General features: G+C 62.3%; 27 protein-coding genes and 1 pseudogene. 4 read left to right on the top strand and 24 right to left on the bottom strand.

Features of this window, described 5'->3' with window-relative positions:
* Window positions 1-48 precede the first annotated feature (48 nt).
* The 16 genes from BMYO_RS01055 to BMYO_RS00975 all read right to left on the bottom strand — a co-directional run bounded on the left by BMYO_RS01055 (window position 49) and on the right by BMYO_RS00975 (window position 8,725).
* Window positions 49-234: a type Z 30S ribosomal protein S14 gene (locus tag BMYO_RS01055; RefSeq protein ID WP_003814530.1), complete on the bottom strand. Its 186-nt coding sequence runs from the start codon at window positions 232-234 to the stop codon at window positions 49-51.
* Between the two features lies 1 nt (window position 235).
* Window positions 236-808, bottom strand: coding sequence for a 50S ribosomal protein L5 (gene rplE / locus BMYO_RS01050; protein ID WP_094666735.1), 573 nt, complete (start codon window positions 806-808; stop codon window positions 236-238).
* On the bottom strand, window positions 805-1,140 hold the full coding sequence (rplX, locus tag BMYO_RS01045; protein ID WP_094666734.1) for a 50S ribosomal protein L24: 336 nt from the start codon (window positions 1,138-1,140) through the stop codon (window positions 805-807). The genes rplE and rplX overlap by 4 nt, the downstream gene beginning before the upstream one ends.
* Before the next feature lies 1 nt (window position 1,141).
* A complete protein-coding gene (gene rplN / locus BMYO_RS01040; protein ID WP_094666733.1) occupies window positions 1,142-1,510 on the bottom strand; it encodes a 50S ribosomal protein L14 in 369 nt (122 codons plus the stop codon).
* A 94-nt stretch (window positions 1,511-1,604) separates the two neighbouring features.
* Entirely contained in the window at window positions 1,605-1,865 is a 261-nt protein-coding gene (gene rpsQ, locus BMYO_RS01035) for a 30S ribosomal protein S17 (RefSeq protein ID WP_094666732.1), read from the bottom strand.
* Window positions 1,866-1,867: 2 nt separating this feature from the next.
* Complete coding sequence (gene rpmC, locus BMYO_RS01030; RefSeq protein WP_094666731.1) at window positions 1,868-2,119, bottom strand: 50S ribosomal protein L29; 252 nt, start codon at window positions 2,117-2,119, stop codon at window positions 1,868-1,870.
* Window positions 2,119-2,538 carry a 50S ribosomal protein L16 gene (gene rplP, locus BMYO_RS01025; RefSeq protein WP_094666730.1) on the bottom strand — a complete coding sequence of 140 codons (420 nt, stop codon included), beginning with the start codon at window positions 2,536-2,538 and terminating at the stop codon, window positions 2,119-2,121. The genes rpmC and rplP overlap by 1 nt, the downstream gene beginning before the upstream one ends.
* Window positions 2,539-2,544: 6 nt before the next feature.
* Window positions 2,545-3,348 (bottom strand): 30S ribosomal protein S3, encoded by an 804-nt coding sequence (rpsC, locus tag BMYO_RS01020; RefSeq protein ID WP_094666729.1) that lies wholly within the window; start codon window positions 3,346-3,348, stop codon window positions 2,545-2,547.
* A 2-nt stretch (window positions 3,349-3,350) separates the two neighbouring features.
* Window positions 3,351-3,710, bottom strand: coding sequence for a 50S ribosomal protein L22 (gene rplV / locus BMYO_RS01015; protein ID WP_094666728.1), 360 nt, complete (start codon window positions 3,708-3,710; stop codon window positions 3,351-3,353).
* 16 nt (window positions 3,711-3,726) lie between these two features.
* Complete coding sequence (gene rpsS, locus BMYO_RS01010; protein ID WP_003814508.1) at window positions 3,727-4,005, bottom strand: 30S ribosomal protein S19; 279 nt, start codon at window positions 4,003-4,005, stop codon at window positions 3,727-3,729.
* Between the two features lie 15 nt (window positions 4,006-4,020).
* Window positions 4,021-4,851, bottom strand: a complete 831-nt coding sequence (gene rplB, locus BMYO_RS01005) for a 50S ribosomal protein L2 (protein WP_094666727.1) — start codon at window positions 4,849-4,851, stop codon at window positions 4,021-4,023.
* 36 nt (window positions 4,852-4,887) lie between these two features.
* Window positions 4,888-5,184: a 50S ribosomal protein L23 gene (gene rplW, locus BMYO_RS01000; RefSeq protein WP_094666726.1), complete on the bottom strand. Its 297-nt coding sequence runs from the start codon at window positions 5,182-5,184 to the stop codon at window positions 4,888-4,890.
* A 5-nt stretch (window positions 5,185-5,189) separates the two neighbouring features.
* Window positions 5,190-5,849: a 50S ribosomal protein L4 gene (gene rplD, locus BMYO_RS00995; protein ID WP_094666725.1), complete on the bottom strand. Its 660-nt coding sequence runs from the start codon at window positions 5,847-5,849 to the stop codon at window positions 5,190-5,192.
* Window positions 5,850-5,855: 6 nt separating this feature from the next.
* Window positions 5,856-6,497 carry a 50S ribosomal protein L3 gene (gene rplC / locus BMYO_RS00990; RefSeq protein ID WP_094666724.1) on the bottom strand — a complete coding sequence of 214 codons (642 nt, stop codon included), beginning with the start codon at window positions 6,495-6,497 and terminating at the stop codon, window positions 5,856-5,858.
* A 16-nt stretch (window positions 6,498-6,513) separates the two neighbouring features.
* A complete protein-coding gene (gene rpsJ, locus BMYO_RS00985; protein ID WP_003808013.1) occupies window positions 6,514-6,822 on the bottom strand; it encodes a 30S ribosomal protein S10 in 309 nt (102 codons plus the stop codon).
* A 934-nt stretch (window positions 6,823-7,756) separates the two neighbouring features.
* Window positions 7,757-8,725, bottom strand: coding sequence for a type IV toxin-antitoxin system AbiEi family antitoxin domain-containing protein (locus tag BMYO_RS00975; RefSeq protein ID WP_143249081.1), 969 nt, complete (start codon window positions 8,723-8,725; stop codon window positions 7,757-7,759).
* Between the two features lie 228 nt (window positions 8,726-8,953).
* Between BMYO_RS00975 and budA the strand changes: the two genes are divergently transcribed.
* Window positions 8,954-9,715, top strand: a complete 762-nt coding sequence (budA, locus tag BMYO_RS00970) for an acetolactate decarboxylase (protein ID WP_094666800.1) — start codon at window positions 8,954-8,956, stop codon at window positions 9,713-9,715.
* Window positions 9,716-9,935: 220 nt separating this feature from the next.
* Window positions 9,936-10,937 (top strand): YwiC-like family protein, encoded by a 1,002-nt coding sequence (locus BMYO_RS00965; RefSeq protein WP_094666799.1) that lies wholly within the window; start codon window positions 9,936-9,938, stop codon window positions 10,935-10,937.
* A gap of 171 nt (window positions 10,938-11,108) precedes the next feature.
* Here BMYO_RS00965 and adhE read toward each other — a convergent pair whose 3' ends face one another.
* The gene (gene adhE / locus BMYO_RS00960) at window positions 11,109-13,841 is read right to left on the bottom strand and encodes a bifunctional acetaldehyde-CoA/alcohol dehydrogenase (RefSeq protein WP_094666721.1); all 2,733 of its coding nucleotides are present in this window, start codon (window positions 13,839-13,841) and stop codon (window positions 11,109-11,111) included.
* A gap of 506 nt (window positions 13,842-14,347) precedes the next feature.
* Between adhE and BMYO_RS00955 the strand changes: the two genes are divergently transcribed.
* On the top strand, window positions 14,348-15,511 hold the full coding sequence (locus BMYO_RS00955) for an ROK family transcriptional regulator (RefSeq protein ID WP_094666720.1): 1,164 nt from the start codon (window positions 14,348-14,350) through the stop codon (window positions 15,509-15,511).
* A pseudogene (glgX, locus tag BMYO_RS00950) lies at window positions 15,508-17,820 on the top strand (glycogen debranching protein GlgX); the annotation flags it as partial. The gene BMYO_RS00955 and the pseudogene glgX, both read left to right, overlap by 4 nt.
* Before the next feature lie 677 nt (window positions 17,821-18,497).
* On the opposite strand, the gene rpsI reads toward glgX, so the two are convergent.
* The 7 genes from rpsI to BMYO_RS00915 all read right to left on the bottom strand — a co-directional run bounded on the left by rpsI (window position 18,498) and on the right by BMYO_RS00915 (window position 26,379).
* Window positions 18,498-18,989, bottom strand: coding sequence for a 30S ribosomal protein S9 (rpsI, locus tag BMYO_RS00945; protein WP_094666719.1), 492 nt, complete (start codon window positions 18,987-18,989; stop codon window positions 18,498-18,500).
* A 22-nt stretch (window positions 18,990-19,011) separates the two neighbouring features.
* A complete protein-coding gene (gene rplM, locus BMYO_RS00940; protein WP_094666718.1) occupies window positions 19,012-19,461 on the bottom strand; it encodes a 50S ribosomal protein L13 in 450 nt (149 codons plus the stop codon).
* Window positions 19,462-19,923: 462 nt separating this feature from the next.
* Window positions 19,924-22,089, bottom strand: coding sequence for a 4-alpha-glucanotransferase (gene malQ / locus BMYO_RS00935; RefSeq protein WP_094666717.1), 2,166 nt, complete (start codon window positions 22,087-22,089; stop codon window positions 19,924-19,926).
* A gap of 180 nt (window positions 22,090-22,269) precedes the next feature.
* The gene (locus BMYO_RS00930; RefSeq protein ID WP_233427967.1) at window positions 22,270-23,007 is read right to left on the bottom strand and encodes an AbrB family transcriptional regulator; all 738 of its coding nucleotides are present in this window, start codon (window positions 23,005-23,007) and stop codon (window positions 22,270-22,272) included.
* Between the two features lie 9 nt (window positions 23,008-23,016).
* Window positions 23,017-23,658 (bottom strand): IMPACT family protein, encoded by a 642-nt coding sequence (locus BMYO_RS00925; protein WP_094666716.1) that lies wholly within the window; start codon window positions 23,656-23,658, stop codon window positions 23,017-23,019.
* 62 nt (window positions 23,659-23,720) lie between these two features.
* Window positions 23,721-24,761, bottom strand: a complete 1,041-nt coding sequence (locus BMYO_RS00920) for an NAD(P)-dependent oxidoreductase (protein WP_094666715.1) — start codon at window positions 24,759-24,761, stop codon at window positions 23,721-23,723.
* 235 nt (window positions 24,762-24,996) lie between these two features.
* Window positions 24,997-26,379 carry a CapA family protein gene (locus tag BMYO_RS00915; RefSeq protein ID WP_094666714.1) on the bottom strand — a complete coding sequence of 461 codons (1,383 nt, stop codon included), beginning with the start codon at window positions 26,377-26,379 and terminating at the stop codon, window positions 24,997-24,999.
* Window positions 26,380-26,598: the final 219 nt, after the last annotated feature.

The following is a 26,598-nucleotide window of genomic DNA, read 5'->3' as shown; positions in this document are numbered from 1 at the left end:
CGTCCGCCCCAACGGGCGGAACGGGCCGCGGACCTTCAGCGTCGATGTTTACCAACTGGACTTCGTAACTCCGGGCAGCTCGCCGCGGTGGGCCTTCTCACGAAGGCAGATGCGGCACAGGCCGAACTTGCGGTAGACGGAGTGGGGACGACCGCAGACCTGGCAGCGCGTGTACGCGCGCACCTTGAACTTCGGCTTGCCGGCCGCCTTGTTCTTCAGAGCGGTTTTTGCCATATCAGTTCTCCTTGAAGGGGAAGCCGAGCTGCTTGAGCAGGGCGTAGGCTTCCTTGTCGTCCTTGGTGGAGGTCACCACGGTGATGTCCATACCGCGCACGTGATCGATCGAATCGGGATCGATCTCGTGGAACATGGACTGCTCGGTGAGACCAAAGTTGTAGTTGCCCTGGCCATCAAACTGGTGGCCGTTGATGCCGCGGAAGTCGCGGATACGGGGCAGCGCCAAGGTCAGCAGACGATCGAGGAACTCCCACATGCGGTCGCCACGCAGGGTGACGTACGCACCGATGGCCTGGCCCTCACGCAGGTGGAACTGCGCGACGGACTTCTTGGCCTTGGTGATCTTCGGCTTCTGGCCGGTGATCACGGTGAGGTCCTTGACGGCGCCTTCGATGAGCTTGGAGTCGCGAGCGGCGGCACCCACACCCATGGAGACGACGACCTTCTGGAGGCGAGCAACCTGCATCGGGTTGGAGTACTTGAACTCCTTCTCGAGCTCCGGGATAATCTCCTCGTTGTACTTGACCTTCAAGCGCGGGGTGGCCGGCGCTTCGACGGTAGTATCGGTCATGCCAGCTCCTTTCCGGACTTCTTGGCGACGCGCACGCGCACGGTCTTCACCTTGCCGTCACGCGCCTCTTCCTTGATGGTGACGCCCACGCGGGTCGGCTGCTTGGTCTCCGGGTCGATGACCATCACGTTGGAGCGATGGATCGGAGCCTCGACAGACACGATGCCAGCCTGCTGGCCCTGCTGCGTGGCGCGCACGTGCTTCTTGACGATCTGCACGCCTTCGACGATGAGTCGGTCGTTGGGCAGCACCTGCTTGACGGTGCCCTCCTTGCCGCGGTCCTTGCCGCGGATGACCTTGACCAGGTCGCCGCTCTTGATCTTGGCTACCATGTCAGATCACCTCCGGGGCGAGGGACACGATCTTCATGAACTTCTGCTCACGCAGTTCACGACCAACCGGTCCGAAGATACGAGTGCCCTTCGGTTCACGGCCGGAGCCGAGAATGACGGCGGCGTTCTCGTCGAACTTAATGTAGGAACCATCGTTACGACGGGATTCCTTGACAGTGCGGACGACAACGGCCTTCACCACATCGCCCTTCTTGACCGACCCGCCGGGGATGGCGTCCTTGACGGAGGCGACGATCACGTCGCCGATGCCGGCATAGCGTCGCTTCGATCCGCCGAGCACTCGGATAGCGAGGAGTTCCTTCGCACCCGTGTTGTCGGCGACATGAAGCCGCGTTTCCTGCTGAATCATTGATTCTCCTTAGCCGAGCTGGTTCTCCCCATTTACCGGGATGCCGTGGTCGCCCACAGCACCCCGGTAAATGGCGAGCCTTGCCGAACTTTACTTACTTAGCGCGCTCGATAATGGATTCGAGACGCCAGCGCTTGGTCTTGCTCAGAGGCCGAGTCTCCATAATACTCACAAGGTCGCCAACGTGGGCTTCGTTGTGTTCATCATGAGCCTTGACCTTCTTGGTGGTGCGCACAACCTTGCCGTACAGCGGGTGGGTGGCGCGCTTCTCGAGCTCGACGGTGATCGTCTTGTCCATGGCTTCGGACACGACGTAGCCGCGGCGAACCTTACGGAAGTTACGCTCTTCAGCCATAATCACTTCTCCTTGGATTCGGTAGCGGCCGGCTCCTGGCTGATGCCAAGCTCACGCTCGCGCAGCACGGTGTACATGCGGGCGATGTCATGCTTGACGGCCTTGAGACGGGCAGTGTTCTCGAGCTGACCGGTAGCGGACTGGAAGCGCAGGTTGAACAGCTCTTCCTTGGACTTCTTCAGGAAGCCCTCGATCTCGGCGTTGGTCTTCTCGTTGAGATTCTTGATGGAGTATTCAGCGGTACCGACTGCCATCAGATATCACCACCTTCACGTGCGATAATGCGGCACTTCATCGGGAGCTTGTCGATGGCGCGGCGCAGAGCCTCGCGAGCGACGTCCTCGGACACACCACCGATCTCGAACATCACACGACCGGGGCGGATGTTGGCGATCCAGAACTCCGGGGCACCCTTACCGGAACCCATTCGGGCACCGAGCGCGTGCTTGGTCAGCGGACGATCCGGGAAGATCGTGATCCACACACGACCGCCACGCTTGATGTAACGGGTCATGGCGATACGGGCGGCTTCGATCTGACGGTTGGTCACGTAGGCCGGGGCAAGAGCCTGGATACCGAAATCACCGAAGTTGATCTCGTTGCCGCCCTTGGACATGCCAGAACGCACGGGGCGGTGCTGCTTGCGGTACTTAGTCCTCTTGGGGATAAGCATTCTTGCTCACTCCTTCGTTTCTGCAGCGTCGGCAGCCGCGGCGGGAGCCTCGGCCTTCGGGGCCTCGGCGGCCTGCGGGGCGGCAGAACGGTTGCCACGGCGCGGGCGGCGATCGCCGCCACGACGGCCCGGACGGTTGTTCTGCTGAGCCTGCTGCTCTTCGAACTCGGATTCGGTCATGTCGCCCTTGTAGATCCACACCTTGACGCCGATGCGGCCGTAGGTGGTACGAGCCTCGAAGAAGCCGTAATCGATGAGGGCGCGGAGGGTCTGCAGCGGAACGCGGCCCTCACGGTAGAACTCGGAACGGCTCATTTCCGCGCCGCCGAGACGGCCGGAGAGCTTGATGCGGATACCCTTGGCACCGGCGCGCATGGCGTCCTGCTGGGCCTTGCGCATGGCACGACGGAAGGTGACGCGGTTGGTCAGCTGCTCCGCGATGCCCTGGGCGACCAGCTGGGCGTCAAGGGCGGCGTTCTTCACTTCGAAGATGTTGAGCTGGACCTGCTTGCCGGTCAGCTTCTCGAGCTTGGCGCGGACCTTCTCGGCCTCGGCGCCACGGCGACCGATCACGATGCCCGGGCGGGCGGTGTGGATGTCGACGCGGACGCGGTCACGGGTGCGCTCGATCACGATCTTGCTCACGCCGGCGCGCTCGAGATCCTTGTTCATCTCCTTGCGGATCTTGTCATCCTCAAGGACGAAGTCGCGGTAGCGTTCGCCGACCTTGTTGGAGTCGGAGAACCACTTGGAGCGGTGGTTTTCGGTGATGCCCAGACGGTAGCCAAACGGATTGATCTTCTGACCCATCTTTAGCGGGCTCCTTCCTTGTTAGCCACGACGACCGTGATGTGGGAGGTGCGCTTGTTGATGCGAGCGGCACGGCCCTGGGCACGAGCGCGGAAGCGCTTGAGGGTCACGCCTTCGTCAACGAAGGTCTCCTTGATGTACAGGTCGTTCTCGCGGAACGGCTCGCCGGCCTTGTCGGCCTTCACGCGGGCGTTGGCGATGGCGCTCTCCAGGGTCTTGCGGACCGGCAGGGCCGCAGCCTGAGGGGCGAACTTCAAAATGGTGACGGCGTCGGTCGCCTTCTTGCCGCGGATGAGGTCGACCATGCGGCGAGCCTTGCGCGGCGTCACGCGGACGTGACGAGCGATTGCTTTAGCTTCCATGTTCTATTCCTTATCCTTAGCGGCGGGCCTTCTTGTCGTCCTTCACGTGACCCTTGAAGGTCTTCGTGGGGGCGAACTCACCCAGCTTGTGACCAACCATGGCCTCGGTGACGAACACCGGGACATGCTTGCGACCATCATGAACGGCGAAGGTGTGTCCGATGAAATCAGGAGTGATCATCGAACGACGGGACCACGTCTTGATGACGTTCTTGGTGCCCTTCTCGTTCTGCTCGTCGACTTTCTTCTGCAAGTGGGCGTCGACGAAGGGGCCCTTCTTGATGCTACGAGTCATCTTCTCGATACTCCCTTACTTGCGGTTCTTGCCGGACGGACGACGACGAACAATCATCTTGTTCGAAGCCTTCTTCGGACGACGAGTACGAACCTCGCCCTTGCCCCACGGGGAAACCGGCGGCTTGCCACCGCGGGTACGACCGCCGTGCGGGTGGTCGACCGGGTTCATGGACTCACCACGGGTGATCGGGCGCTTGCCCATCCAACGAGCACGACCGGCCTTACCGAGCTGGATGTTGGCGTGGTCCTCGTTGCCGACCTCGCCGACGGTAGCGCGGCAGCGCGCGTCGACGTTGCGGATTTCGCCGGACGGCATACGCAGCTGGGCGTAGGCGCCATCCTTGGCGACGAGCTGGACGGCAGTACCGGCGGAACGGGCGATCTTGGCGCCGCCGAGCGGCTTCAGCTCAATCGCGTGCACCACGGTACCGGTCGGGATGTTGGCCAGCGGCAGGTTGTTGCCCGGCTTGATATCGGCCTGGGCACCGGTCTCGATGACGTCACCCTGCTTGATGCCCTTCGGCGCGATGATGTAGCGCTTCTCGCCATCGGCGAAGTGCAGGAGGGCGATGCGGGCGGAACGGTTCGGATCGTACTCGATCTCGGCAACCTTGGCCGGCACGCCGTCCTTGTCCCAACGCTTGAAGTCGATGAGACGGTACTGGCGCTTGTGGCCGCCACCGCGGTGACGGGAGGTGATGCGGCCGTAGGAGTTACGACCACCAGTCTTGGAATTCTTGCGAACCAGCGACTTCTCAGGCGTGGAACGCGTCAGCTCGGAGAAGTCCGAGACGGAGGCGTTGCGGCGGCCTGCGGAAGTCGGCTTGTAAACGCGGATAGCCATAATGTAGTTCTTCCTTTAACTTTTCTCGGCTAGCCTTCAGTTGCCAAAGATATCGATCGTCTGGCCCTCGGCGACGGTCACGATCGCGCGCTTCTGGGAGACGCGGTAACCGAAACCGGTGCGGGTGCGCTGCTTCTTGCCGGCGCGGTTGAGGGTGTTGACGTTCGTCACCTTGACCTTGAAGATCTCTTCGATAGCCTGCTTGATCTGGACCTTGTTCGCGTCCTGAGCAACCACGAAGGTGTACTGACCGCGATCGGAAGCGGCGTAGCTCTTCTCGGAGACCACCGGCTTGAGAATCACGTCATGTGCGGGCTTGTGAATAGCGACCATCTAAATCAGGCCTCCTTCGGCTCGGTCTTGGCGGCCACGAAAGCCTCGAGGGCTTCCTTGGTGAAGACCACATACTGCGCGGTGACCACGTCGTACGTGTTGAGCTGATCGACGAAAATCGGGTGAACGTTCGGAAGGTTGCGCACGGAGATCCACTCGTTGATGTTGTCGCGAGTGAAGACGATCGTGGCGAACTTGTCCGAGATGACCGGGTTCAGGGCGGCGATAGCGGCCTTGGTGGACGGGGTATCGGTGATGCCGAAGTCCACGACGGCGATGCGGCCGGCGTTGGCGCGGTCGGACAGGACGTAGCGCAGGGCCGCGGCCTTCATCTTCTTGGGGGTGTTCTGGGCGTAGCTACGCGGCACCGGGCCGTGGACGACGCCACCGTGGACCCACTGCGGCGCACGGATCGAACCCTGACGGGCGCGACCGGTACCCTTCTGCTTCCACGGCTTCTTGCCGCCGCCGGAGACCTTGGACTGGTTCTTGACGGCGTGGGTGCCCTGGCGGGCAGCCGCGAGCTGGGCGATGACGACCTGGTGGATCAGCGGGATACGGGCCTGAATGTCCTCTTTGGAGACACCGAAGAGCTCAGCCGGGGCCTCGACGGTACCGGTGGCCTGGCCCTTGGCGTCAGTGACGTTGAAAGAAACGTTTGCCATGGTTTATCAGGCTCCCTTCACAGCCGTGCGGACAACGACGATGCCGCCCTTCGGGCCCGGAATGGCGCCCTTGATGGCGAGAATGCCGTTCTCAACATCGGAGGAAACGACGGTCAGGTTCAGGACGGTGGAGGTCACATGACCCATGCGACCGGCCATACGCTTGCCCTTGAGAATACGGCCCGGGGTCGCGCATGCGCCCACGGAACCAGGACGGCGCTCGTTCTTGTGAGAGCCGTGGGAACGACGGTAGGACTTGAAGCCCCAGCGCTTGATGGTGCCGGCGAAGCCCTTACCCTTGGTGGTTCCGGTCACATCGACCTCGGAACCCTCTTCGAACAGATCGGCGGCCAGCTCCTGGCCCGGCTCGAACTGATCGACATCATCGGTACGCACCTCGACGAGGTGACGACGCGGGGTGACACCGGCCTTGGCGAAGTGGCCAGCCAGCGGCTTGGTCACCTTGGTCGGGTCGATGGCGCCGTAACCGAGCTGGACGGCCTTGTAGCCATCGGACTCCTCGGTCTTGACGGCGGTCACCACGTTGGTGGACACGTCGACGAGCGTGACGGGCACGAAGAAGCCGTTCTCGTCCCACACCTGAGACATGCCGAGCTTCTTGCCCAGCAGAGCCTTGCGATTAGACATAATGCTTCCTCCTCCCTTACAGCTTGATTTCGATGTTGACGTCCGCAGGCAGATCGATGTGCATCAGGGAGTCCACGGCCTTGGGGGTCGGGTCCACGATGTCGATGAGGCGCTTGTGAGTGCGCATTTCGAAGTGCTCGCGAGAATCCTTGTACTTGTGAGGAGAACGAATAACAACAAAGACGTTCTTCTCGGTCGGCAGCGGAACGGGGCCAACAACAGTTGCGCCCGCGTTCGTCACCGTTTCGACGATCTTCTTCGCCGATTGGTCGATGACCTCGTGGTCATAGGACTTAAGCCTGATGCGGATTTTCTGTCCCGCCATTGCCGTCCGCCCTTTCTAGCGATTCGTTGTACTGTTTACCAACCTGCTTCTAGGGCACCGGCGCGCATGGCCTCCCTTGGACATACGTCCCTCGGCGGTCATCCGACATCAGTGCGCAGTTTCCGGCGACGTTCACACATCACCAGCCCGCGCTCGCTTTTTTAATTCCAATTTGCGAGCCCAAATCAGGCAACTTGTTTATCTAACCACCGAGGTGGGACTAATTCGCCGGTTCAGAAACCCGGGCGTGTCGCCCCTCGGATTCCCGTCCTTCCCCTTGGACTTCAATCCTGCTCCCTACTGTTCTTCCGCCGTTCTCCTCCGTTCTCCCACCATCCCGTCTGCTTTTGTTTTCCACTGTCTCTTCCGTCCCCTCCACCTGCTCAGATTTCCGCATTCATAAGGAGAGTGACTGTCTGACTGCTCTCAGGCCGTTCCTTCCCCTCACACGGATTTCCGGCCAGGTTGGTAGAAGACGAGCAGTACGGCGTCGTCATCCCGCCGCCCACGCAGATTTCCGTCCTCTCGAATCTGGATTTCTCCCTCTCTCTTCTCTCAATCTCCACACCGACCAATCTTGTTTTCTTAACGGTCTCGTGTCTTTATTCGTCCACCGTCTCTCACGCAGGCAATTTGTGTATCTGAAATCAGGCTGCAGGTAATTCATGTCTGTCAAGGAAGGAGTTCGACTCATAATCGGATACAAACTGCCTGCAACACAGCAAACAACACACTTTTTACCTGCGTCTTCGCCTATAACCCCACTCATTCTCCCTGCAACGTTCCGCAAAACTGAATAAAACTGGATACGCACATCTGTGCAAACTTATTAATCCACCCGTTCTGCCTGCGCCTCATTCTCTTCACTCTGTAACGACAAACCAATGCAGGTAAAACAATGACAAATAACGACAGCATCATGAGAAGTTCGTCATTAATCTTCATTAGCGCCCACGGAACTCCGCGGAACCCCGGCATGCATGAGTTTGCGGACCAAAGGTTCCCGCTTCATGGCCTCACGGAACGAAAATCGCACAACTTCATCGGCAATCTGACGAATACGCTCCTCCCTTTCTTTCTCCGCGATGATAGTGTCGGACAGACTTCCGTGAAACATCACCGGATCGCGATATTTCACGCGTCCATCCAGCTCAGCAACAATCAAACGGCCATCAGCCGTATGCCAGGCATAATCCACGCGATCGCGATGCGCAAGGTCAAAGGGATAGATAATCTCTTCCTGAAGAGTCGGACAGGTAAATCCCTCCTCCACAATCACCCCGAGAGCATACGCTTCACCGCCGTTTTCGGTCCGGCCCGTCGCATACTCCAGCGCACGCAACGCCTGATTGCGGCCTTTCCCCTGCGACTGCTCGAAGAAGTCACGCAACGATTTCTTACTTGCAAGACGCTTACGCAGCACAGCCTCGCCGATCGCCAGTGCATCAGGAAAAGTATGTTTTCTCATGCAGTCGAATGCCGTACGATGCAACGGCGTCACTCGCACACCATCGACGACTTCATACTGAATATCAGCCATATAGTGGTGCCGGAGCAAACCATAATCATGCTGATATGTATTCCGGGTAACCGCGATATTCACATTACGCATGTGACGGGTGGACTCATTGATGCCATGCAACGCCGCCGCGGTCATCTCGCTGAACACCCATTGTGGATGCTTTGCCGCCAAAGACCTGATAATGTGCCGATACCGTTCCGCACCGTCCAGCGAGCCCCAGTAATCGGGCCGCACATACATGCCTTTATATATGCACTGCAGTTCGCCGGCTTTCGCACGCTTCGCCAAAGAGCAACGCTGGGAGGCATTCAACCCCCATACACACAGGCGCTGCCGTTGCGCGGCGTCGAGGCGTTGTTCGAGTTGTTTGTTTCGTCTCATGTGGAGACGGTATGGGATGGCGGGCGCGCAAGTCCAGCCGAACTGGCCTATGTGGTTCCAGCTTATAGAGTTATCCACATTTGCGCACGCAGGTGGCGCGAATGTGGATTTGACCGACGCGATGGAGATGGGGATGTGAGGAATGGATGATACGACGTGGCCGAGGTCACAGCAGGGAATGCGAAACAAGGATTGTGGGTCAGGACACGGCCAATTATCGTGGATGCCGTGACACAATCACTGGCCAAGAACATCCACCCCATCACCGAGCACGGCGCGAACGTGCTGTATCAGCATGGCACGTTGGCACTGCTCGTACCGGGGCTGCTCGAGGGCACCACCACGATCGGCGAGCTGCTCAAGCACGGCGACACCGGCATAGGCACCGGCGAAGGACTGGACGGCGAACTCATCATCCTTGACGGCATCGCCTACAAAATAGGCCAGTCGGGCGTGGCGGAGCGGGTACCGGACGACTTCACCATGCCGTTCGCCAATTCGCACCGCGCGGCATTCCAATACCAGTGCGAACGCGAGGACATCGGCCTCGAGGCGCTCAACAAGCGCATTGTGGAGGCCAACGGCCGCGCCAACACGTTCTTTTCGGTGATCGTGCACGGCACGTTCAGCTTCATCAAGACGCGCGCCGTGATCAAACAGCAGGCGCCCTACCCCACGCTGCTTGAAGTGGCCGACCGTCAGGCCATCTTCCTCAGGCACGACGTGACCGGCACCATGCTGGGCTACTTCTCCCCCGTGATGTTCCATGGGGCCGCCGTGGCCGGATTCCACGAGCATTTCCTCTCCGACGACCATACCTTCGGCGGCCATGTGCTTGACGCGGTGCTGGGTCGTGGCAAGATTTACAGTCAGGTGTTCGACACTTTGGTGACCCACCTGCCGGTGGACGATCCGGGCTACCGCAATCACGATTTTTCACAGGACAACATCGCCGAAGCGATCACGAGCGCCGAAGGTGACGCGCGGTAGTTTCTTTGTCGCGGGCAGCAGCACGTTCGTGGCCGAACGGACGTTTCCCATCCGGTTCGGGTCCATTTCCAGTATCCTGCGTCAAAAACTCGCTGACGAATTCACTGCCTCTCAGGCCTACTTCGCGAACCGTTCGTCCTGCAAATATAGACGCGCTGCGTACGCAGTCTACTGGCTTCCGGCCTTCCGTTCGCGCGATCACACCGATACGATGGTGGGCATGAATGAGCAGTCGTCCCCTACTCCCGTCCCCGCTCCGGCTTCCGGCAAGGCCGCCCGCCGCCGCACCGGAAAAGGCGATTGGATTCCCGACCAGCCGGGCGCGTGGGCGATGGCGTTGCTGCCTGCAATCGCGGGAGTCGTCATCGCCGGATCGGGCGTGGACACCATTTGGCTGCTGGTGGCGTGGATCATATGCTACTGCGTGCAGTTCAGCGCGGCGAGATGGCTGAAGTCACGTTGCTCACCCCGGTATTTGCCGCCGGCACTCGTATATGCCGTCGCATTGGCGATCGTGGGTGTGCCGTTTCTTATCACCCATGCCGGCATACTGCGTTGGGCTCCTCTATATATAGTGCTTGCCGCGGCATCGATGGCGGCCGCGTGGCTTCGCAAAGAACGCTCACTATGGGGCAACGCGGTGGCGGTCATCGCCGCATCCACCATGACCGTGGTAATCGATTCCTTCACGCCCCGACCGCAACGAGCCTGCCTCAAGCAGGCCATGCCTCTTGGCGCCGATACACCGACTTTCTTGGCATGCAATCCCAACAGCATGTACGCGGCGGTTCGCGATATGCCAGCCATTGAGCGGCTGTTCGACCTTCAGGCCTGGTGGCCGGAAGGCGCCTTGCCACCGGGGGGGTTGGTCGCCACCCTCCTGTTTGCGGTCACGCAGTTCGGCTCGGTGCTGTTCGTGAAGACCATGATTCGGGAACGCGGCAAACGCGGATGGCTGTGGGCGTCGTGGATATGGCACGGTGCGTTGTTCGCTACGGCGATGATGCTCCAGGCAATGGCGCTGAATCCGATGCATAACCTGCCGACGCTGCCGACGCTGCCGACGCTGCTGACGCTGATTGCCGCCGCTGCGCTGCTAGCGCGGGCGATCGCGTTACCGCTCGTCGCCCGAACGCGCACCATCAAGCCGATGATTGTCGGCGTCACCGAATGCTTCTCAAGCCTCCTCGTCTTCGGATGCATCATCGCGGTGGTGATGTAGTCCGTCGCATTGTTGCCGCAATGGTGCGTAATACGAGGGGAGCCCGTCCGCAATGGACGGGCTCCCCTGTAGTCGCTGTAGTCGGCATCGGGCCGGATATCCGACTGTCACCGATCAGACATCAATCCGACATACGGCAATCCGATACCGATATCCGACTCATCGCACATGTCAGACGCGCTCGGAGGCCTCCTCGGTGGCAGCCTCGCCCTCGCGTTCGACGCGCAGCTTGTGGCCTTCGGCCTGGCTGACGCCGTAGTAGGCGGCGATTGCGATGTCCTTCATGTCGTTGATCAGCGGGATGCGCGGGTTGGCCGGGGTGCACTGGTCCTCGTAGGCGCGCATGCCGATCTGGTCGAGCACGCTCCAGAAGTAGTCCTCGTCCACACCGCAGTCCTGGAAGCTCTTGTTCATGCCGAGCTTGTTGTCGCGGTAGTCCTCGACGGCCTTCGCCAGGTTCTCGACGGCCTCGGCCGGGGTGCGGCCGGTGTCGATGCCGAGGTTGCGGGCGATGTCGCGGTAGCGTTCCGGCGCGACGTACTTGTTGTACTTCGGCCAGCTGGTCGGCTCCTCCGGGATCTGGCCGTTGTAGCGGATCACGTACGGCAGCAGGATCGAGTTGGTGCGGCCGTGCGCGATGTGGCACAGGGCGCCGATGGTGTGGGCCATACCGTGGCACATGCCCAGGAACGCGGAGCCGAACGCCATGCCGGCCATCGTGGCGGCGTTGTGCATCTTCTCCTGCGCGTTCGTCTTGGCCAGACCGGGCTCGCCGTTGACGGACTCGGCCAGGTTCTCCCAGATGAGCTTGGCCGCGTGCAGGGCCATGCCGTCGGTGAAGTCGTTCGCGTACACCGACACGTACGCCTCGAAGCTGTGGGTCAGCGCGTCGAAGCCGGCGTCGGAGGCCAGACGGCGAGGCTGGGTGCGGGCTAGCACCGGATCCACGATGGCCACAGACGGGGTCAGCGCGTAGTCGGTGATCGGGTACTTGTAGCCGGTCTTGTGGTCCGTGATCACGGCGAACGGCGTCACCTCGGAGCCGGTGCCGGACGAGGTCGGGATGCACACGAGCTTGGCCTTCTTGCCCAGCGGCGGGATCTTGAAAGCGCGCTTGCGGATGTCGAAGAACTTCTCGCGCACGTCGGAGAACGCGATCTCCGGGTGCTCGTAGAGCAGCCACATGATCTTGGCCGCGTCCATCGGCGAGCCGCCGCCGACCGCGATGATCGTATCGGGCTCGAACTCCTCGCGCATCATCTCCGCGCCCTTCTCGACGGTCTCGACGGAGGGCTCCGGCTCCACGTAGTCGATGATGCGGAACGTCACGTTGTTGGAACGCGCGCGCAGCTGGTCGATGATCTTGTCCACGACGCCCAGCTGCTCCATCACCTTGTCGCACACGATGACGGCCTTCTCGATGCCGAACATGTCGCGCAGGTACTTGATGGCGTTCGGCTCGAAGTAGGTCTTCGGCGGGATCTTGAACCACTGCATGTTGTTGTTCCTCCGAGCGATGCGCTTGATGTTGACGAGGTTCACGGCCTGCACGTTGCCGGACACCGAGTTGCCGCCGTAGGAGCCGCAGCCCAGGGTCAGCGACGGGGCGATCGCGTTGTAGATGTCACCGATGCCGCCCAGCGAGCTCGGCTGGTTCCAGATGATGCGGCACGCGTGCATCCGCAGGCCGTACTCGCGCACGAGCTCCTGGTTGTTGGTGTGGATGGCGGCGGTGTGGCCGGCGCCCAGCTTGAGCATCCTCTCGCACATCTCGAAGGCCTGTTCCTTGGAATCGGCCTTGAGCACGGCCTGCACCGGGGCGAGCTTCTCGTGGGTCAGCGGCTCGTCGTCGGAGACCTCCTTGCATTCGGCGCAGATGATGGTCGCGTCGGCCGGGATCTCGAAGCCGGCAGCCTTGGCGATGTACTGCGGGGACTTGCCCGGCACCACGGAGTTGAGCTTCGGCATCTGGCCGGAGCCGGCGGTGCAGCCGAACATGTACTGCTCGAGCTTGGCCTTCTCCTCAGGGTTCACGAAGTACGCCTTGCGGGTCTTGAGCTCCTTGACCAGCGCGTCGTACACGTCCTTGTGGGCGATGATGGCCTGCTCGGTGGCGCAGATCATGCCGTAGTCGAAGTGCTTGGAAAGCACCAGATCGTTGGCGGCACGCACGATGTCCACATCCGTGTCGATGTAGGCCGGGGCGTTGCCGGCGCCCACGCCCAGGGCCGGCTTGCCGGAGGAATACGCGGCCTTGACCATGCCCGGGCCACCGGTCGCCAGGATCGTGGCCACGCCCGGGTGCTTCATCAGCGCGCCGGTCGCCTCGATGGACGGGTGCTCGATCCACTGGATGCAGTTGGCCGGGGCGCCGGCCTCGATGGCGGCGTCACGCACGATGCGCGCGGCCTCGACCGAACACTTCTGGGCGCCGGGGTGGAAGCCGAAGATGATCGGGCAACGGGTCTTCAGGGCGATCAGCGACTTGAAGATGGCGGTGGAGGTCGGGTTGGTGACCGGGGTCACGCCCGCGACCACGCCCACCGGCTCGGCGACCTCGTCGATGCCCATGACATCGTCCTCACGAATAATGCCGACGGTCTTCTGACCGGCCATGTAGTTCGTCACGTGCTCGCAAGCGAAGATGTTCTTCGTAGCCTTGTCCTCCACGAGACCACGGCCGGTCTCGTCCACGGCCATCTTCGCCAGCACCAGATGCTTGTTCAGCGCCGCCACCGAGGCCTTCGCCACGATGCGGTCCACCTGCTTCTGATCCAGATTCTCAAACTCGTCCAGCGCCTTGAGCGCCTTCTGCACGAGCGCATCCACCTCGGCCTCGGCCGCCGCCTGCTTCTCCTCGGGGGTCGGCTTAGTCGCCTCGACCTTGTTCTTTGCTTCTGCCACTTGGGTCCTCCTCGATCGTTCTTGGGGTGTAGGGCAAAGTTTCCTATGCAGCGGCCCACCATCATTCGACGAGACGATACAGGCATCGATTCGTGCTGATGGCAAGAAACCGCCGTCACAACTCGTTGTGACCTGAGTCACAATATACCGAAGCGGTTTTTGCCCTGCATTCGCACAATTCCAACGGCGTTTCATGTGTGATTATGGAATTTTTTTGTTTGCTTTTGTTCAATAAGCCTTATTTTTGAGGTCAAATACGGCTATTATGGTAACTATTGTTCGCTTTTTTGGTATATGAACAGCACTGCCGAGACGATTCGCCCGCAACTTCTATAAAGTAATTTCAGTAAAGTATCGTCTTCTTGCGCAATTATCTAAAACGTGTTTAGATAAGTAAGGTATTTCCCCATAAATGCAACGATAAAGACGGACGGCGCACCGAGCGTCGCGTCCATATCTCCGTCATCTTGCAGTATCCATGCCGATCAGCCAATGGAGGCACCGAGATGAAGGCACTGCCACCCAGCGAAGTCAAGGCACACAACCGTAGCGCCATCATTGCCTACCTCTACGCGCACCGGCACGTCACCAAGCGGCAGCTGGCGGACGAACTCCAGCTCAGTCTTCCCACCGTCGCGCAAAACCTCCGGGAGTTGGAGGCCGAGCACATCATCGGCAGAGGCGACCTCCAGCAATCCACCGGCGGTCGCAAGGCGCAGTGCTACGAATTCAATCCCGACCACCGTACCGCCATCGGCGTCAGCATGGATGCCCACGAACTGCGGTTGCGCGCCGTGAATCTGCACGGCGGCGTGGTGGCAAGGCTGAACAGCATGGTCCCGTACCGCAACACCAACGTCTATTACCAGCGCATCGGCGGCATCATCGACAACTTCGCAGCCGATGTGGCGCGAAAGCACGGATCGGTACTGGGCGCGGCGTTTTCCATCCGCGGCGTCATCTCGCCCGATGGCGCGACGGTGACGTTCGGGCCCATCATGGGCAACACCGGCCTGACGCTGGACACGCTGGGCCAGTCGGTGCATCTGCCATGTCTGATGGTCCGGGACGCCGACGCCTCGGCCATGGCCGAACTGTGGTTCGACGCCACACTCCGCGACGCACTATGTGTCTACCTCGACCGCAGACCGGGAGGCGCGGTAATCATCGGCGGAAGGCTCCATCAGGGGCCGAACCAATGCGACGGCGCAATCGAACATATGACGCTGGTGCCGAACGGCCGCCCCTGCTACTGCGGACGACGAGGGTGCATGGACGCCTACTGCTCACTGGAAACGTTGCCGGAGGATTACGAATCCATCCCCGGTTTCTTCAGCGTGCTCGAGCAGGGCGAGCGCCATCACCGTGAGCGCATGAACGAATGGCTCGACTACGTGGCGCAGGCCATCGCGAATGCACGTTCGGTCATCGCCGGCGACGTGATCATCGGAGGCGAAGCGGCGCCGATGCTCGAGGATGACGAGATCGCGGACCTCAAGGCCCGCGTGGCGCGCCGCAGCCCGTTCGGAACGGATCATTTCACGCTGCGCAGGAGCTACTGCGGCGAGGATCAGGACGCCATCGGCGCGGCGTTGCGGTTTGCGCAGCGCTATCTTGACGGAATCAGGGGAATACGGGTCTCAGGCCCCACGTCTACAATAGGTGTATGAGAAATCCACCGTTGCATCGTTATGCCACCCGCCCAGGCTTCTACTTCACCGATGACGGTGGCGCGGACGTCGTGGTCCGTTCCGAAACCGCAGGTCAGGTCTGGCTGTGCGTGCTGGAATCCATCGATCGGCCCAGCGCCTTCTTCCAGGACGCCATCCGACTGTTCTCCGACCCCGGTTCCTCGTTCATCCGCCAGATTCACGAGTTTCCGGTCTGCACACGCATCATCGAGCATCTGTACCTGCGCGAGACCCTGTTCCGCATGACCGGACCGAACTACGGTCTGTGGTACGTGCACCTGCCCAAAGCCTGGGACGGCATGCGCTATGGCTACCGCGTGGACGGGGCATGGGACCCCAAGCATGGCGTGCGATTCAACCCCTACAAGTTCCTACTCGACCCGTACGGCAAGGGCGTGGAGGGCGCGATGGAGCTCGATCCGGCCGCCTTCTCGTACGCCTGCGAGGTTCAGGACCGCAAGGTGATCGGCTCGGCCTACGGCGAGATGAGCACCGTGGACTCGCTGGGCCATGTGCCGGTGTCCGTGGCCATCGACGACCGCGATATCCACAAGCACGTAGGCGACCCCGACCATCCGCATGTGCCGTGGCGCAAAACCGTGATCTACGAGCTGCATGTCAAAGGCTTCACCGCCAATGCGCCCTGGCTGCCCGAGGAACTGCGTGGCACCTACGCCGGACTGGCTCACCCGATCACCCTCGCCTATCTGCAGAATCTGGGCGTCACCTCCATAGAACTGCTGCCCATCCAGGCCAAACAGGACGAGCTATTCCTGCAGGAGCACGGACGGCACAATTACTGGGGGTATTCGACCCTGAGCTACTTCTCCCCCGAGCCTTCGTACGCCACCAAGGCGGCGCAGGCCAAAGGCGCCACCGCGGTGCGTCTCGAGGTCATCAACATGGTCCGCGCGCTGCACGAGGCCGGCTTCGAGGTAATCATGGACGTGGTGTACAACCACACCTGCGAAGGCGGCGTGGAAGGGCCGACCATGTGCTGGCGCGGACTGGACGATCTGGCCTACTACCGTCATCAGAAGGCCAATCCCGGACGTCTGGAGGACACCACCGGATGCGGCAACACGTTCGACTTCACCAACACGCATGTGGTCACGTTCGCCGTGGATTCGCTCAGGTATTGGGCCAAACGCATCGGCATCGACGGTTTCCGCTTCGATCTGGGCGTCACGCTGGCACGCCTCAACGGCGAGTTCACCCAGCATCACCCGTTCCTGTACGCCTTGCGATCCGACCTGCTGCTCGGCAACCTGAAGCTCATCATGGAGCCTTGGGATCTGGGCAATTTGGGTTGGCGCACCGGGCAATTCAGCATCCCGTTCGCCGAATGGAACGACCGTTTCCGCGACACGGCACGCACGTTCTGGCTGCAGGACGTGGACGACAGCACGGACTTCGGCCGGACGAGCCTGCAGGAGATGGCCACGCGACTGTGCGGTTCGGCGGATCTGTTCGCCACCGATCCAGGCCGTGGAGCCACGGCGTCCATCAACTTCGTCACCTGCCATGACGGGTTCACGCTGACCGATCTGACCCGGTACAACTCCAAGCACAACGAGGCCAACGGTGAGAACAACAACGACGGGTCCTCGGTGAACCATTCGGCCAACTTCGGCGTGGAGGGCGTGACCGACGCGCCGGAAATCATCGCAGCGCGCGAACAGGCCGCCATGAACCTGACCGGCATGCTGATGCTGTCGCTGGGCACACCGATGATGCTTGCGGGCGACGAATTCCGAAATACGCAGGACGGCAACAACAACGCCTACTGCCAGGACAACGACATCACATGGATGAGCTGGGACTGGCTGTACTCGCCGCATAAGACGCGCGAGATGCGCCGACTGGAGACGGTCTCGCGACTGGTATCGCTGCGCAAGTCGCTTGATCTGTACCATCATGAGGACTTCTTCACACGTCTCACCCAGCTGGGGCTGTTGAAGCCGTCCGACCGTGTGAAGTGGTTCCTGCCGGACGGCACGCCGCCCAAGGAAAGCGACTGGTTCGATCTGGGCGTGCGCAGCTTCACCATGCGGCTGCTGTCCAACAGCGAGGTGGATGTGTGCATCGTGGTCAACGGCGTGGCCGAGGACCGACAGTTCCATCTGCCGTCGGACAGCAAGTGGGCTCCCAAATGGTGTTCCGCGGAAATCAACGGACGCTGGCCGGCGCAAGGCGATCGGGCGGCGGAGAACGAGACGTCCGAGGATATCAGCGTGTGGATGCAGCATGTGCAGAACGCCGATGAGACTGTGCGCCGACTCGCCGAACAGGCACGGACACAGGAGGAGACCGATCGTCGGCTTCGGGCCGGCTCTAATGCCAGTGCCAGTACCGGAGCCAGCTCCGATGATCGGGGTGACACCGGTGCCATCCCCGACGATGTGCTCACCACCGAGTTCGGCGTGGTGCCGGCGCGCGGTGACGATGGCCAGCTTCCCAACTTCCCCGCCTCCGAGCCGGGCTCCGGTTCCGATGCCGTCCCCGATTCCACCGCGGATGCGTATCAGGCAGCGAATACCGGCAGCGATGCCAGCACTGATGCCGAATCCCTCGCCGAGCGTCGCACCATGCAGGTGACGGATGCGCTCCGTGCCGTTGGGCACGCCGCTGCGGCAGCGGTCAGCGACGATGGAATCGGGCAGATGCCGGGATTCCAGCGTTCTTCTGTGGATTCTGCTACGGATTCCGTTTCCGGGGCTGGTTCCGGTCTACCGGGTGACGGGTCGGTCGCCCCCTCCGGAACGTCTGCCGCCGAAGCCGGCATGGGAACCGGCACCCAGGCGAACGATGCCGGAACGGTCTGGACCATGCCTGCCCTCAGCATCACTCTGATGAAGCAGGTGTGACACTTCCGGGCTCTCAAATACCCTCAGATACAAGGAACCCCTCGCGGATAAGTCCACGAGGGGTTCCTTGTGCTCGGTAGAACGCAGTCGAAGCGAAATTAACGCTTGGAGAACTGCGGGGCGCGACGTGCCTTGTGCAGACCAGCCTTCTTGCGCTCCACGACGCGGGCGTCGCGGGTCAGGAAGCCAGCCTTCTTCAGGGCGGCGCGGTTGGCATCACGATCGATGGCGTTCAGCGCACGGGCCACGCCGAGGCGGATGGCGCCGGCCTGACCGGTGGTACCACCACCGTCAACGAGGACGATAGCGTCGAACTTGCCTTCGAGCTTGAGCAGCACAATCGGGGAGTTGACCTCACGCTGCAGCAGCTTGGAGGGGAAGTACTCCTCCAGGGTGCGGCCGTTGATGGTCCACTTGCCGGAGCCCGGAACCAGACGAACGCGGGCGACAGCCTCCTTGCGGCGACCGGTGCCGTAGCCCGGCTCGATCGCGGAGGTGCCGGTGCCAGCGCCGGCGTTGGTTTCGGTGGTGTAGTTGGTGAGCTCCTCTTCGGTCTCGACAACCTGGGAGTCGTTGGTGTTTTCAGCCATGATTCTTATCTCCTCTCAGGTTTCACTTGGCCTGCTGCGAGACCTGAGCGATCTCGAAGACCTTGGGCTGCTGGGGGGTGTGCGGGTGCTCGGCGCCGCGGAAAACGCGGAGACGGTCGAGCTGGACCTTGGCCAGACGGTTCTTCGGCAGCATGCCCTTGACGGCGGTCTTGATGATGCGCTCGGGGTTCTTCTCGAGCAGCTCGGCGTAGGAATCACGGCGCAGGCCACCGGGGCGGCCGGAGTGCACGTAGAGTTCCTTGCCCATCTTGTTGCCGGTGAGAGCAATCTTGTCGGCGTTGATGACGATGACGTAATCGCCGAGATCAGCGTGCGGAGCGTAGGTCGGCTTGTTCTTGCCGCGCAGCAGGGTAGAAACCTGGGTGGCGAGACGGCCGAGCACGACGTCGGTGGCGTCGACGATGTACCAGTCGTGAGTCAGATCAGCTGGCTTCGGAGTGAAAGTTTTCACTGGATTACCTTTTCTATTCATTGTGTTCCGGGTTTTCAGCTGCTTGACGTGTGCTTGGTCACAGCGCGCATCCAAGAAGCATCGAACCTCTTTATCCGTGGGCTCCCTGAAAGTCCTCGGTGGCGAGTGGGAAAGCGCTTTGAAGGACCCCTTAGGGAAACACAACAATCCACTAGTATATCGCCGGGCTTGACATACGGCAAAGCGGCGTGGTGCGCCGAATTTCGCAATGCATCATCTCGGTACCGGTCATGACCGCAACCACGACAGCCATACCCGGCCGCTCACATCGACTTTGACTTGACTCGGCGCAAGAAACTCCCGCGAAAGCGGGCCACAAAAGCAGCGCCCGGATGCCCCTCGGACATTCCGGGCGCCCATGGCACTTACCGGATGACCGTCAAACACCAATCAGTCCCCGGCGAACACCACCCGTGCACCGTCACCAGACGGTGCACTGTTTCAGCTGTTGAAGATCTCGGCGAAGCGCTGGGCGCCGGGCGTGTCGAAGAGCGTTTCGAGCGGCACCACGTTGCCCTTGGCATCGGCCAGCGGGATACGCCAGTTCGGGTACTCGTTGTTGGTGCCCGGCTGGTTCTGCGCGCGCTTCTCCCCCACCGCATCGGTGATGGAGGCGGCCAGCAACTTGCACGGCGACCCCTTGAGCGCGCGGTACAGCGCATCGACGATCTCCGCCTCGTGCTCTTCACGATGCTCGGCGAATTCCGGATCAAGGTAGCCCTGCTCAACCAGCATGGCCAGCATGGCGTCCTGCTCGGCCTTGGCAGATGCCTCGAATTCCTCGGCCGGACCGGTCAGCAGGCCCAGACGCTCACGAATCTTGACGTGCTCGAATTCGAGGTAGCCGGCTGCCGGCGGCAGGTCGTGCGTGTTGACGGACGCCAGCGCGTAGGGACGCCACTTGACCGGCGGACGGAACACGCCGTCACGCTGCTCGAACCATTCCACGGCGCAGCCCAGAATGCCATGGCTGGACAGCGAATCGGCCACGTACTCGGGCACGACGCCCAGATCCTCGCCCACGACCACGCCATTCGCGCGGGAGGCCTCGATGGCCAGAATGCCGAGCATGATGTCGGAATCGTAGTAAACGTAGCCGCCGTCGGTGGCGGGGTGGTTCTCAGGAATCCACCACAGGCGGAACAGTCCGAGGATATGGTCGATGCGCACCGCACCGGCACGGGCGAACATGCCGTGCACCATGTTGCGGTATGTCGTGTAGCCAGTGGCCTCCAGATCGATGGGGCTCAGCGGCGGCTGGCTCCAATCCTGGCCCTGCTGGTTGAACATGTCCGGCGGGGCACCGACGGTCGCGCCCTTGGCGAAGCGCTCGGGATGCCACCACACATCGGCGCCGAGCGGATGCACGCCCACGGCCATGTCGGACATCACGCCGATGCGCATACCGGCGTCCTTGGCCGCCTGCTGTGCCGCGGCGAGCTGATCGGCGGCGACCCATTCGAGCCAGCGATAGAAGTCCAGGGTGTCCGGGAACTGGGCCTTAAGGTCGGCGACCTCGGGGGACTCACGGTTGTACTTGCGCTCCCAGTTGTCCGGGTCTGCGGTGGGGGCTCCCCACTTGTCGTAGCACAGGCACCATGTGGCGTATGCCTCCAAATCGGAGCCACAGGTCTGCTTGAACGACTCGAACGCCGCCTGACGTTCGGCGGAGCGGCCGGCCTTGAAGATGATCCACAGCGCATGCATCTTCGTGCGCCACATGGCGTCGCGGTCGATGATCTGGGCATCGCCGTTGAGCGGCTCGGCGTCGGCGTGCAGTCCATCCACCTCGGCCTTGGCGTCTGCGGCGAGCGCGGCGTACTCCGGCAGCGACTCAGGGCGGATGTACGTGAAGTTGACCAGACGACGGCTCACCGGCAGGTACGGGGACGGCGTCAGCGGGGAGACGGGCTCGGCGGAATGCACCGGATTGATGAGCACGAAGTCGGCACCGGTCTTGCGCTTGGCGTCCACCAGCAGGTTCTTGAGGTCCTCGTAGTCGCCCACGCCCCAGGAACCACTGGAACGAATCGAATACAGCTGCGCCATCCAGCCCCACAGGCTGCCGCCCTTCATCGGATCAAGCAGTTCGATGTGGTCCGGGGCGCTGATCAGCGTGGCGTCCTGCACACGGTCCGACACCCTGACGTGCAGCGTGTGATAGCCGACCGGAAGATCGGCGGGGATGATCAGGGCGGCGGTGGAGATGAACGTACCGTCAAGGTCGTAGGCCTGGGAGCCATCCCCCGGGCCGACTTCGATGGCGCCCTCGTAAGGCTGGCCGTTCTCTAGCGTGATGGTTGCGGACGGCACGTCCAGAATGCCAGTATTGACGTAGACCTTGCCCTCCTTGCCCGCGATGTGCAGCACCGTGGGGGCGACCAGCCGGCTGTGACGCTGGTTCAGGATGCGACGGATGGCGGTCTCCTGTGCGGTTTCGCTGCTGGCATCGATACCCAACGCAGCAAGCAGGGCTACCAGAACATCATCGGCGATCTCGTGGTAGTCGTGACTCATGCCCACATAGCTGGTTCCTATGCCGACCAATTTGGCCAACCGAATCAGCGGACGGGCCAGACGAACTTCACTCTCGGTACGCTCACTCATAGCCCCCAGTCTAACGCCGACCGGTTACGCCACACCGTATTGAAGGTAAAGCGACACGGCCAAATCAGTACGTTTCAGCGATGCGCCGCCCATATTGATGTCCGGATGACGAACACCTGGTAAACGGTCACGTAACCAGTCGGGCGCAGCCGACTCGCCAGCCAAAGCGTCCGGCCGCGGTCACGCGCGACGGCGACGCTCCACGGCGTGACGCACCTCCGCCGACGGGTCATCGGCGAGCTTGTCCAACATGGTCTCGGACACGTTGGGGTTGAGCGCCACGGCACGCCGCACCATCGAGGACAGCACCGCAGGGGCGCCCTCCTCGAGTTCGGTGCCGAGCGAGCCGAGAAAGTCAAGCGTTTCGGTATCCACCTCAGGGTTCTGCGCACCCTCGAGACGCATCTTCCAGCTGGTGCGCTTGTTCTTGAGCGCCGTATCCCTGACGGCGGGCACCGGGTCCTTGGTCAGACGGCCCACCAGCCAGTTCTTGTCGTCCGTATTGGCGGCCACGGCTTCGCGCACGGCAGCCTCGGGGTCGGTGGAGAGCTTGACCAGCACGTTCGGGAACGGCATCGTGCTCGCCAGGAACACTCGATCCTCCACCGGGGTGTGCGGGTTGCCAGCCACGGCCTCGAGCAGTGCGGTGGCTCGGGAGAACGCCGCCTGATCGGAACGGTCCGGCAATGGGCGGCGGGCGAATTCGGAGAGCTCCGCCGGGTCCGTGGAGTGGCGCAGACGCTCGTACGTGGCGGTTAGCGGTTCGAAATCGGCAGTGGCCTCGGCGGAGCCGGAATCGGGCTCAGCCGCAGGCGCGGCCTCATCGTTGGCGGACGCGGGCGTGCCGGACTGAGGTTCGGGAATCGGGGCGTCGGCGATGGGCGCGGCGGCGGATTCGTTGGCGTTCTGGTCGGTCATGGTTCCAGCTTAATCGAGCGGTACGGGGATGTTGACCATATCCACCGGTTCCGGTGTGACGGCGGCGTTGAACGTCTCCCGCACCCGTTCCTCGAACCGTCCGGTCCGTTCGGCGGGCACCACGGCGGTCAGCCGGATGTCGGCCGCGTACTCCTCGGCCTCCTGCCGTCCATCGATCTGGGCGAGAATCTGCTGGAAACGGGACAGTTGCGGGTAGTCAAGCCGGACACGATAGCGGCGGGCGGTCATGATGCGCGCCACACGCGCGGTTTTCATCGCCATCGACGCGGCAGACGAGTAGGCGCGGACCAGCCCGCCCGAGCCGAGCAGGATGCCTCCGAAATACCGGGTGACGGCGATGACACAGTCGGTGGTACCGGATTGCTTGAGCACGTCGAGAATCGGCTTGCCGGCGGTGCCGGAAGGCTCGCCGTCATCGCTCATGCGTTCGGACAGGCGTCCATCGGCACCGCCGCACACGGCGGCGTACGCCACATGACGGGCCTTGGGATGCCGCTCACGGATGGCGGCGACGAATGCGAGCGCCTCGTCGAGCGTATCGACGTGGGCCGCGTCGCCAATGAATTCGGATTTCTTTTCGACCAGCGAGTCATGGGCCGGCTGATCCGGCGTGTTGAGAATGGTTTGCATGATGGGCTTTGCGAGTGGGCGTCCGGGGTGTCAGGTGGATGGGATGGGCGGAACGCCGTGGGTCAGCATTCGGAGACCACGACGTTGAGATCGTCGCCGGCGAAATAGGCGCCGATGCAGGCGACCATCTGACGGGTGAGCTCACGGAACGCACCGTCGGTGCGCCAGCCGACATGCGGGGTGAGCACGATGCCGGGGATGCGGCGGAGCGGGTCGTCGGCGGGCAGCGGCTCATGGTCGTAGACGTCAAGGGCGGCCGGGATATCGCCCTGCTCAAGGCGGGCGAGCAGTGCGCCGGGGGCGATGACCTCGGCGCGGGCCGTGTTGATGAACAGCGTGCCCGGTTTGAGATGCGCGAGGTTGTCGGCCGTGATCAGGCCGCGCGTGGCCCCGTCGATGAGCGGCAGGTGGACGGAGACGACATCCGAGCCGGCGATGAGTTCGTCGAGGTCGTCGATGGGCGTGGCCCCGCTTTCGGCGAACCGCTCGGCGGGCGTGTGACCGGTCCGCCAAGCCGCGACATCCATGCCGAAGGCGCGGGCGATGCGGGCGACGGTCGAGCCGATGCCGCCAAGGCCGATGATGCCCAGCCGACGACCGGCGAGCTGGAGTCCGTCCATGTGGGGGCCGGCCCAGCCTCCCTCCTTGATGCCGTGATCGAGTTCGCCGACGCGGCGCACCAACTCGAGCAACAATGCAAACGTATGCTCGGCAACCGCGTTGTCGCCGTAATGAACGGCATTGCAGATGCGTACGCCGAGCTCGCGCGCGAGGGCGAGGTTGATGTAGCTGGCCACGCCGGTGCCGGAGAAGACGATGCAGCGCACCTTGCCGCCCTCGCCGCCGCGCACGCCACCGGACAGACGTCGCAGCAGGTCGTCGGATAGGTGCGGGCCGCCGTTGATCATAACGGTCGCGCCGGCGGTGCGCTCGGCTATGAGATCCTCATCCTCGGTGAAGTCCTGATACAGCCGCACGCGCGCCACGTCCTTGAGTGCGGGAAGTTGCGCCTTGAGCGGTCCGATCATCGAGTCGAATACCGCGGGCATCACCACCAGCGGCAGATCCGTGCGCTCGGGCTGGGTTTCGTAGATCTCGGTCATGCCCACCACATTAGGCGTGCGGTGGGAGAAAGGGAACATAGGGCGGCATTGACTTGAGGGGCAAGGGCTTGTGAGGGGCAAAGGCTTGATGAGGCAGCGGCTCGCAGGGTCAATGGCCTAAGGAATCAACGGCGCGCAGAGTCAACGGCTCGAAACGAATCGGCTTGACAGCTGCCCCGCCGACCGACCACCGACCACTGACTTGACGCCACCCGTCGGCCGACGCCACCAATGGTCACTTCGTGCCGGACGAGGCCGTCTGCTCCTGGGTGATGTTCCACTCGCGCACCACGTTCTGGTCGGCGCCCATGGAGTAGATGACGTTCCAGATGCGTTGCCGTATCTGGGCGTCGTACGCCTCGTCCCAACAGGTGCCTATGGGATGGTCACTGGATATCGGACACCATTGGTAGTTGCCCTGATGCACGTTAGCCGTGGGTACCCAATCGATGCGGTTCACGCGCCAGGAGCCTTTGACGCCCTTCTTGCCGGCGAATTGGATACGTGCCGTGACGCCCTGGTTGTTGACCAGCGTATCGGGCGTGTTGGCGGATTCAGTCACCGCATTGCCAAGACCGTAGATGATCCAGGTGTTGTTGTAGTGCTCGATGGGCTGCGCACAGTGGCATCCGGCACCGTAGATGACGTCGAACGCGCCGGTGTCGGCCAGTTCGTGGGCTTCGGAGATCTGCCAGGAATCGGCGTAATCGAGGTATTCCTGCACCGAGTGCATGGCGATGGCCACGACATCGGCACCTTGTTCTCGCGCCTTGTTGGCCTTGTCCACCGCGCGCTGGATGTCCGAGTCATGGTTCGGGTCGCCATCCTCGCGCAGCCGGTCCACCTGCCAGTCGTAATCGGCGGTCATGCCGTTGAGGGAGACCGTTCCGGTCACCAGCCCCAGCTTTCCGCCGCCGGTGGGTGAATCGATGACCAGCGGTTTGGTGGAGTCGGCTTCGGTCTTATACGAGCCGGTCTGTGCGATGCCGTCCGCCTCAAGCGTGTCCCACAGGCGCGCGATGCCATCCGAGCCCTGGTCCCACGAGTGGTTGGTGGCGTGCGTGCAGGCGTTGTATCCCACGCGCTTGGCGGCATCGGCCACTTCCGGGGGGATGTTGAAGATCGGGTAGGCGGCGTAGGGACCGCCGCGCTGTGCGATTGGCGTCTCGAATTCGCATACGGCGATGTCCGAGGCTTGGATGTACTGCTTCATCGGCTCGAACAACGGGTCGAAGTTGAATGCCGTGCCATCCGTGGCATTGGGGTTGGGGCCTTGGAAGTGGCTCCACAGCCCTTCATGGAAGAGCAGGTCGCCGTTGACGAGCAGGGCGATGCAGTCGGTGTCAGGGCAGTCTGGGGAGTTGCCGTGATGCTCGGCGACCGGCTTGGGGGTCGCCTTCGGCTTGTCGATCGCAGTCTGCGAGGCTGCAGTGTGGCCTGCGGCTGAGTCGGTATCGGCTTTGGAGTCGCCATGGGTGGTGAGCCAGACGCCGACGCCCAATGCCGCCGCGAGCGCGATCACGAACACCGCGATCACAGCCACGATGCCCGTATGCGCTCGTGCGTATGACTGCGGACCGCCCGCGCGATGCTGCCCGCGTCCTCTGATATGGCTCATAGCCCTGCCCCTTCGCCTGATCCGTCGGATTCCATCCGTTGCGTCCGGTACCGGCCGTTACCGGCCGCTACCGGCCAGTACCGGTCGCGATGCATCCGATGGTCACTCCTGTCTCTCTGATATGTAGACTACCGCTGGGTATTGCCGTTGGCGACGGTCTTGTCTTGTCGGCGACGCGACGATTGGTCATCGAATCGTCGGCCGGGACAATCGCCGGAA

The organism is Bifidobacterium myosotis, from assembly GCF_002259745.1.
GTDB lineage: Bacteria > Actinomycetota > Actinomycetes > Actinomycetales > Bifidobacteriaceae > Bifidobacterium > Bifidobacterium myosotis.
Note: the sequence above shows the minus strand (reverse complement) of the source record. Positions and strands in the feature narration are given on the sequence as shown.

Coding starts and splice junctions, on each gene's coding strand:
- BMYO_RS01055 (WP_003814530.1), bottom strand. CDS start 234: ATGGCAAAAACCGCTCTGAAGAACAAGGCGGCCGGCAAGCCGAAGTTC.
- rplE (WP_094666735.1), bottom strand. CDS start 808: ATGACCGATACTACCGTCGAAGCGCCGGCCACCCCGCGCTTGAAGGTC.
- rplX (WP_094666734.1), bottom strand. CDS start 1,140: ATGGTAGCCAAGATCAAGAGCGGCGACCTGGTCAAGGTCATCCGCGGC.
- rplN (WP_094666733.1), bottom strand. CDS start 1,510: ATGATTCAGCAGGAAACGCGGCTTCATGTCGCCGACAACACGGGTGCG.
- rpsQ (WP_094666732.1), bottom strand. CDS start 1,865: ATGGCTGAAGAGCGTAACTTCCGTAAGGTTCGCCGCGGCTACGTCGTG.
- rpmC (WP_094666731.1), bottom strand. CDS start 2,119: ATGGCAGTCGGTACCGCTGAATACTCCATCAAGAATCTCAACGAGAAG.
- rplP (WP_094666730.1), bottom strand. CDS start 2,538: ATGCTTATCCCCAAGAGGACTAAGTACCGCAAGCAGCACCGCCCCGTG.
- rpsC (WP_094666729.1), bottom strand. CDS start 3,348: ATGGGTCAGAAGATCAATCCGTTTGGCTACCGTCTGGGCATCACCGAA.
- rplV (WP_094666728.1), bottom strand. CDS start 3,710: ATGGAAGCTAAAGCAATCGCTCGTCACGTCCGCGTGACGCCGCGCAAG.
- rpsS (WP_003814508.1), bottom strand. CDS start 4,005: ATGACTCGTAGCATCAAGAAGGGCCCCTTCGTCGACGCCCACTTGCAG.
- rplB (WP_094666727.1), bottom strand. CDS start 4,851: ATGGCTATCCGCGTTTACAAGCCGACTTCCGCAGGCCGCCGCAACGCC.
- rplW (WP_094666726.1), bottom strand. CDS start 5,184: ATGGTCGCTATTCACAAGCCCGCACATGACGTGATTCTCAAGCCGGTG.
- rplD (WP_094666725.1), bottom strand. CDS start 5,849: ATGGCAAACGTTTCTTTCAACGTCACTGACGCCAAGGGCCAGGCCACC.
- rplC (WP_094666724.1), bottom strand. CDS start 6,497: ATGTCTAATCGCAAGGCTCTGCTGGGCAAGAAGCTCGGCATGTCTCAG.
- rpsJ (WP_003808013.1), bottom strand. CDS start 6,822: ATGGCGGGACAGAAAATCCGCATCAGGCTTAAGTCCTATGACCACGAG.
- BMYO_RS00975 (WP_143249081.1), bottom strand. CDS start 8,725: ATGAGACGAAACAAACAACTCGAACAACGCCTCGACGCCGCGCAACGG.
- BMYO_RS00965 (WP_094666799.1), top strand. CDS start 9,936: ATGAATGAGCAGTCGTCCCCTACTCCCGTCCCCGCTCCGGCTTCCGGC.
- BMYO_RS00955 (WP_094666720.1), top strand. CDS start 14,348: ATGAAGGCACTGCCACCCAGCGAAGTCAAGGCACACAACCGTAGCGCC.
- rpsI (WP_094666719.1), bottom strand. CDS start 18,989: ATGGCTGAAAACACCAACGACTCCCAGGTTGTCGAGACCGAAGAGGAG.
- malQ (WP_094666717.1), bottom strand. CDS start 22,089: ATGAGTGAGCGTACCGAGAGTGAAGTTCGTCTGGCCCGTCCGCTGATT.
- BMYO_RS00930 (WP_233427967.1), bottom strand. CDS start 23,007: ATGACCGACCAGAACGCCAACGAATCCGCCGCCGCGCCCATCGCCGAC.
- BMYO_RS00925 (WP_094666716.1), bottom strand. CDS start 23,658: ATGCAAACCATTCTCAACACGCCGGATCAGCCGGCCCATGACTCGCTG.
- BMYO_RS00920 (WP_094666715.1), bottom strand. CDS start 24,761: ATGACCGAGATCTACGAAACCCAGCCCGAGCGCACGGATCTGCCGCTG.
- BMYO_RS00915 (WP_094666714.1), bottom strand. CDS start 26,379: ATGAGCCATATCAGAGGACGCGGGCAGCATCGCGCGGGCGGTCCGCAG.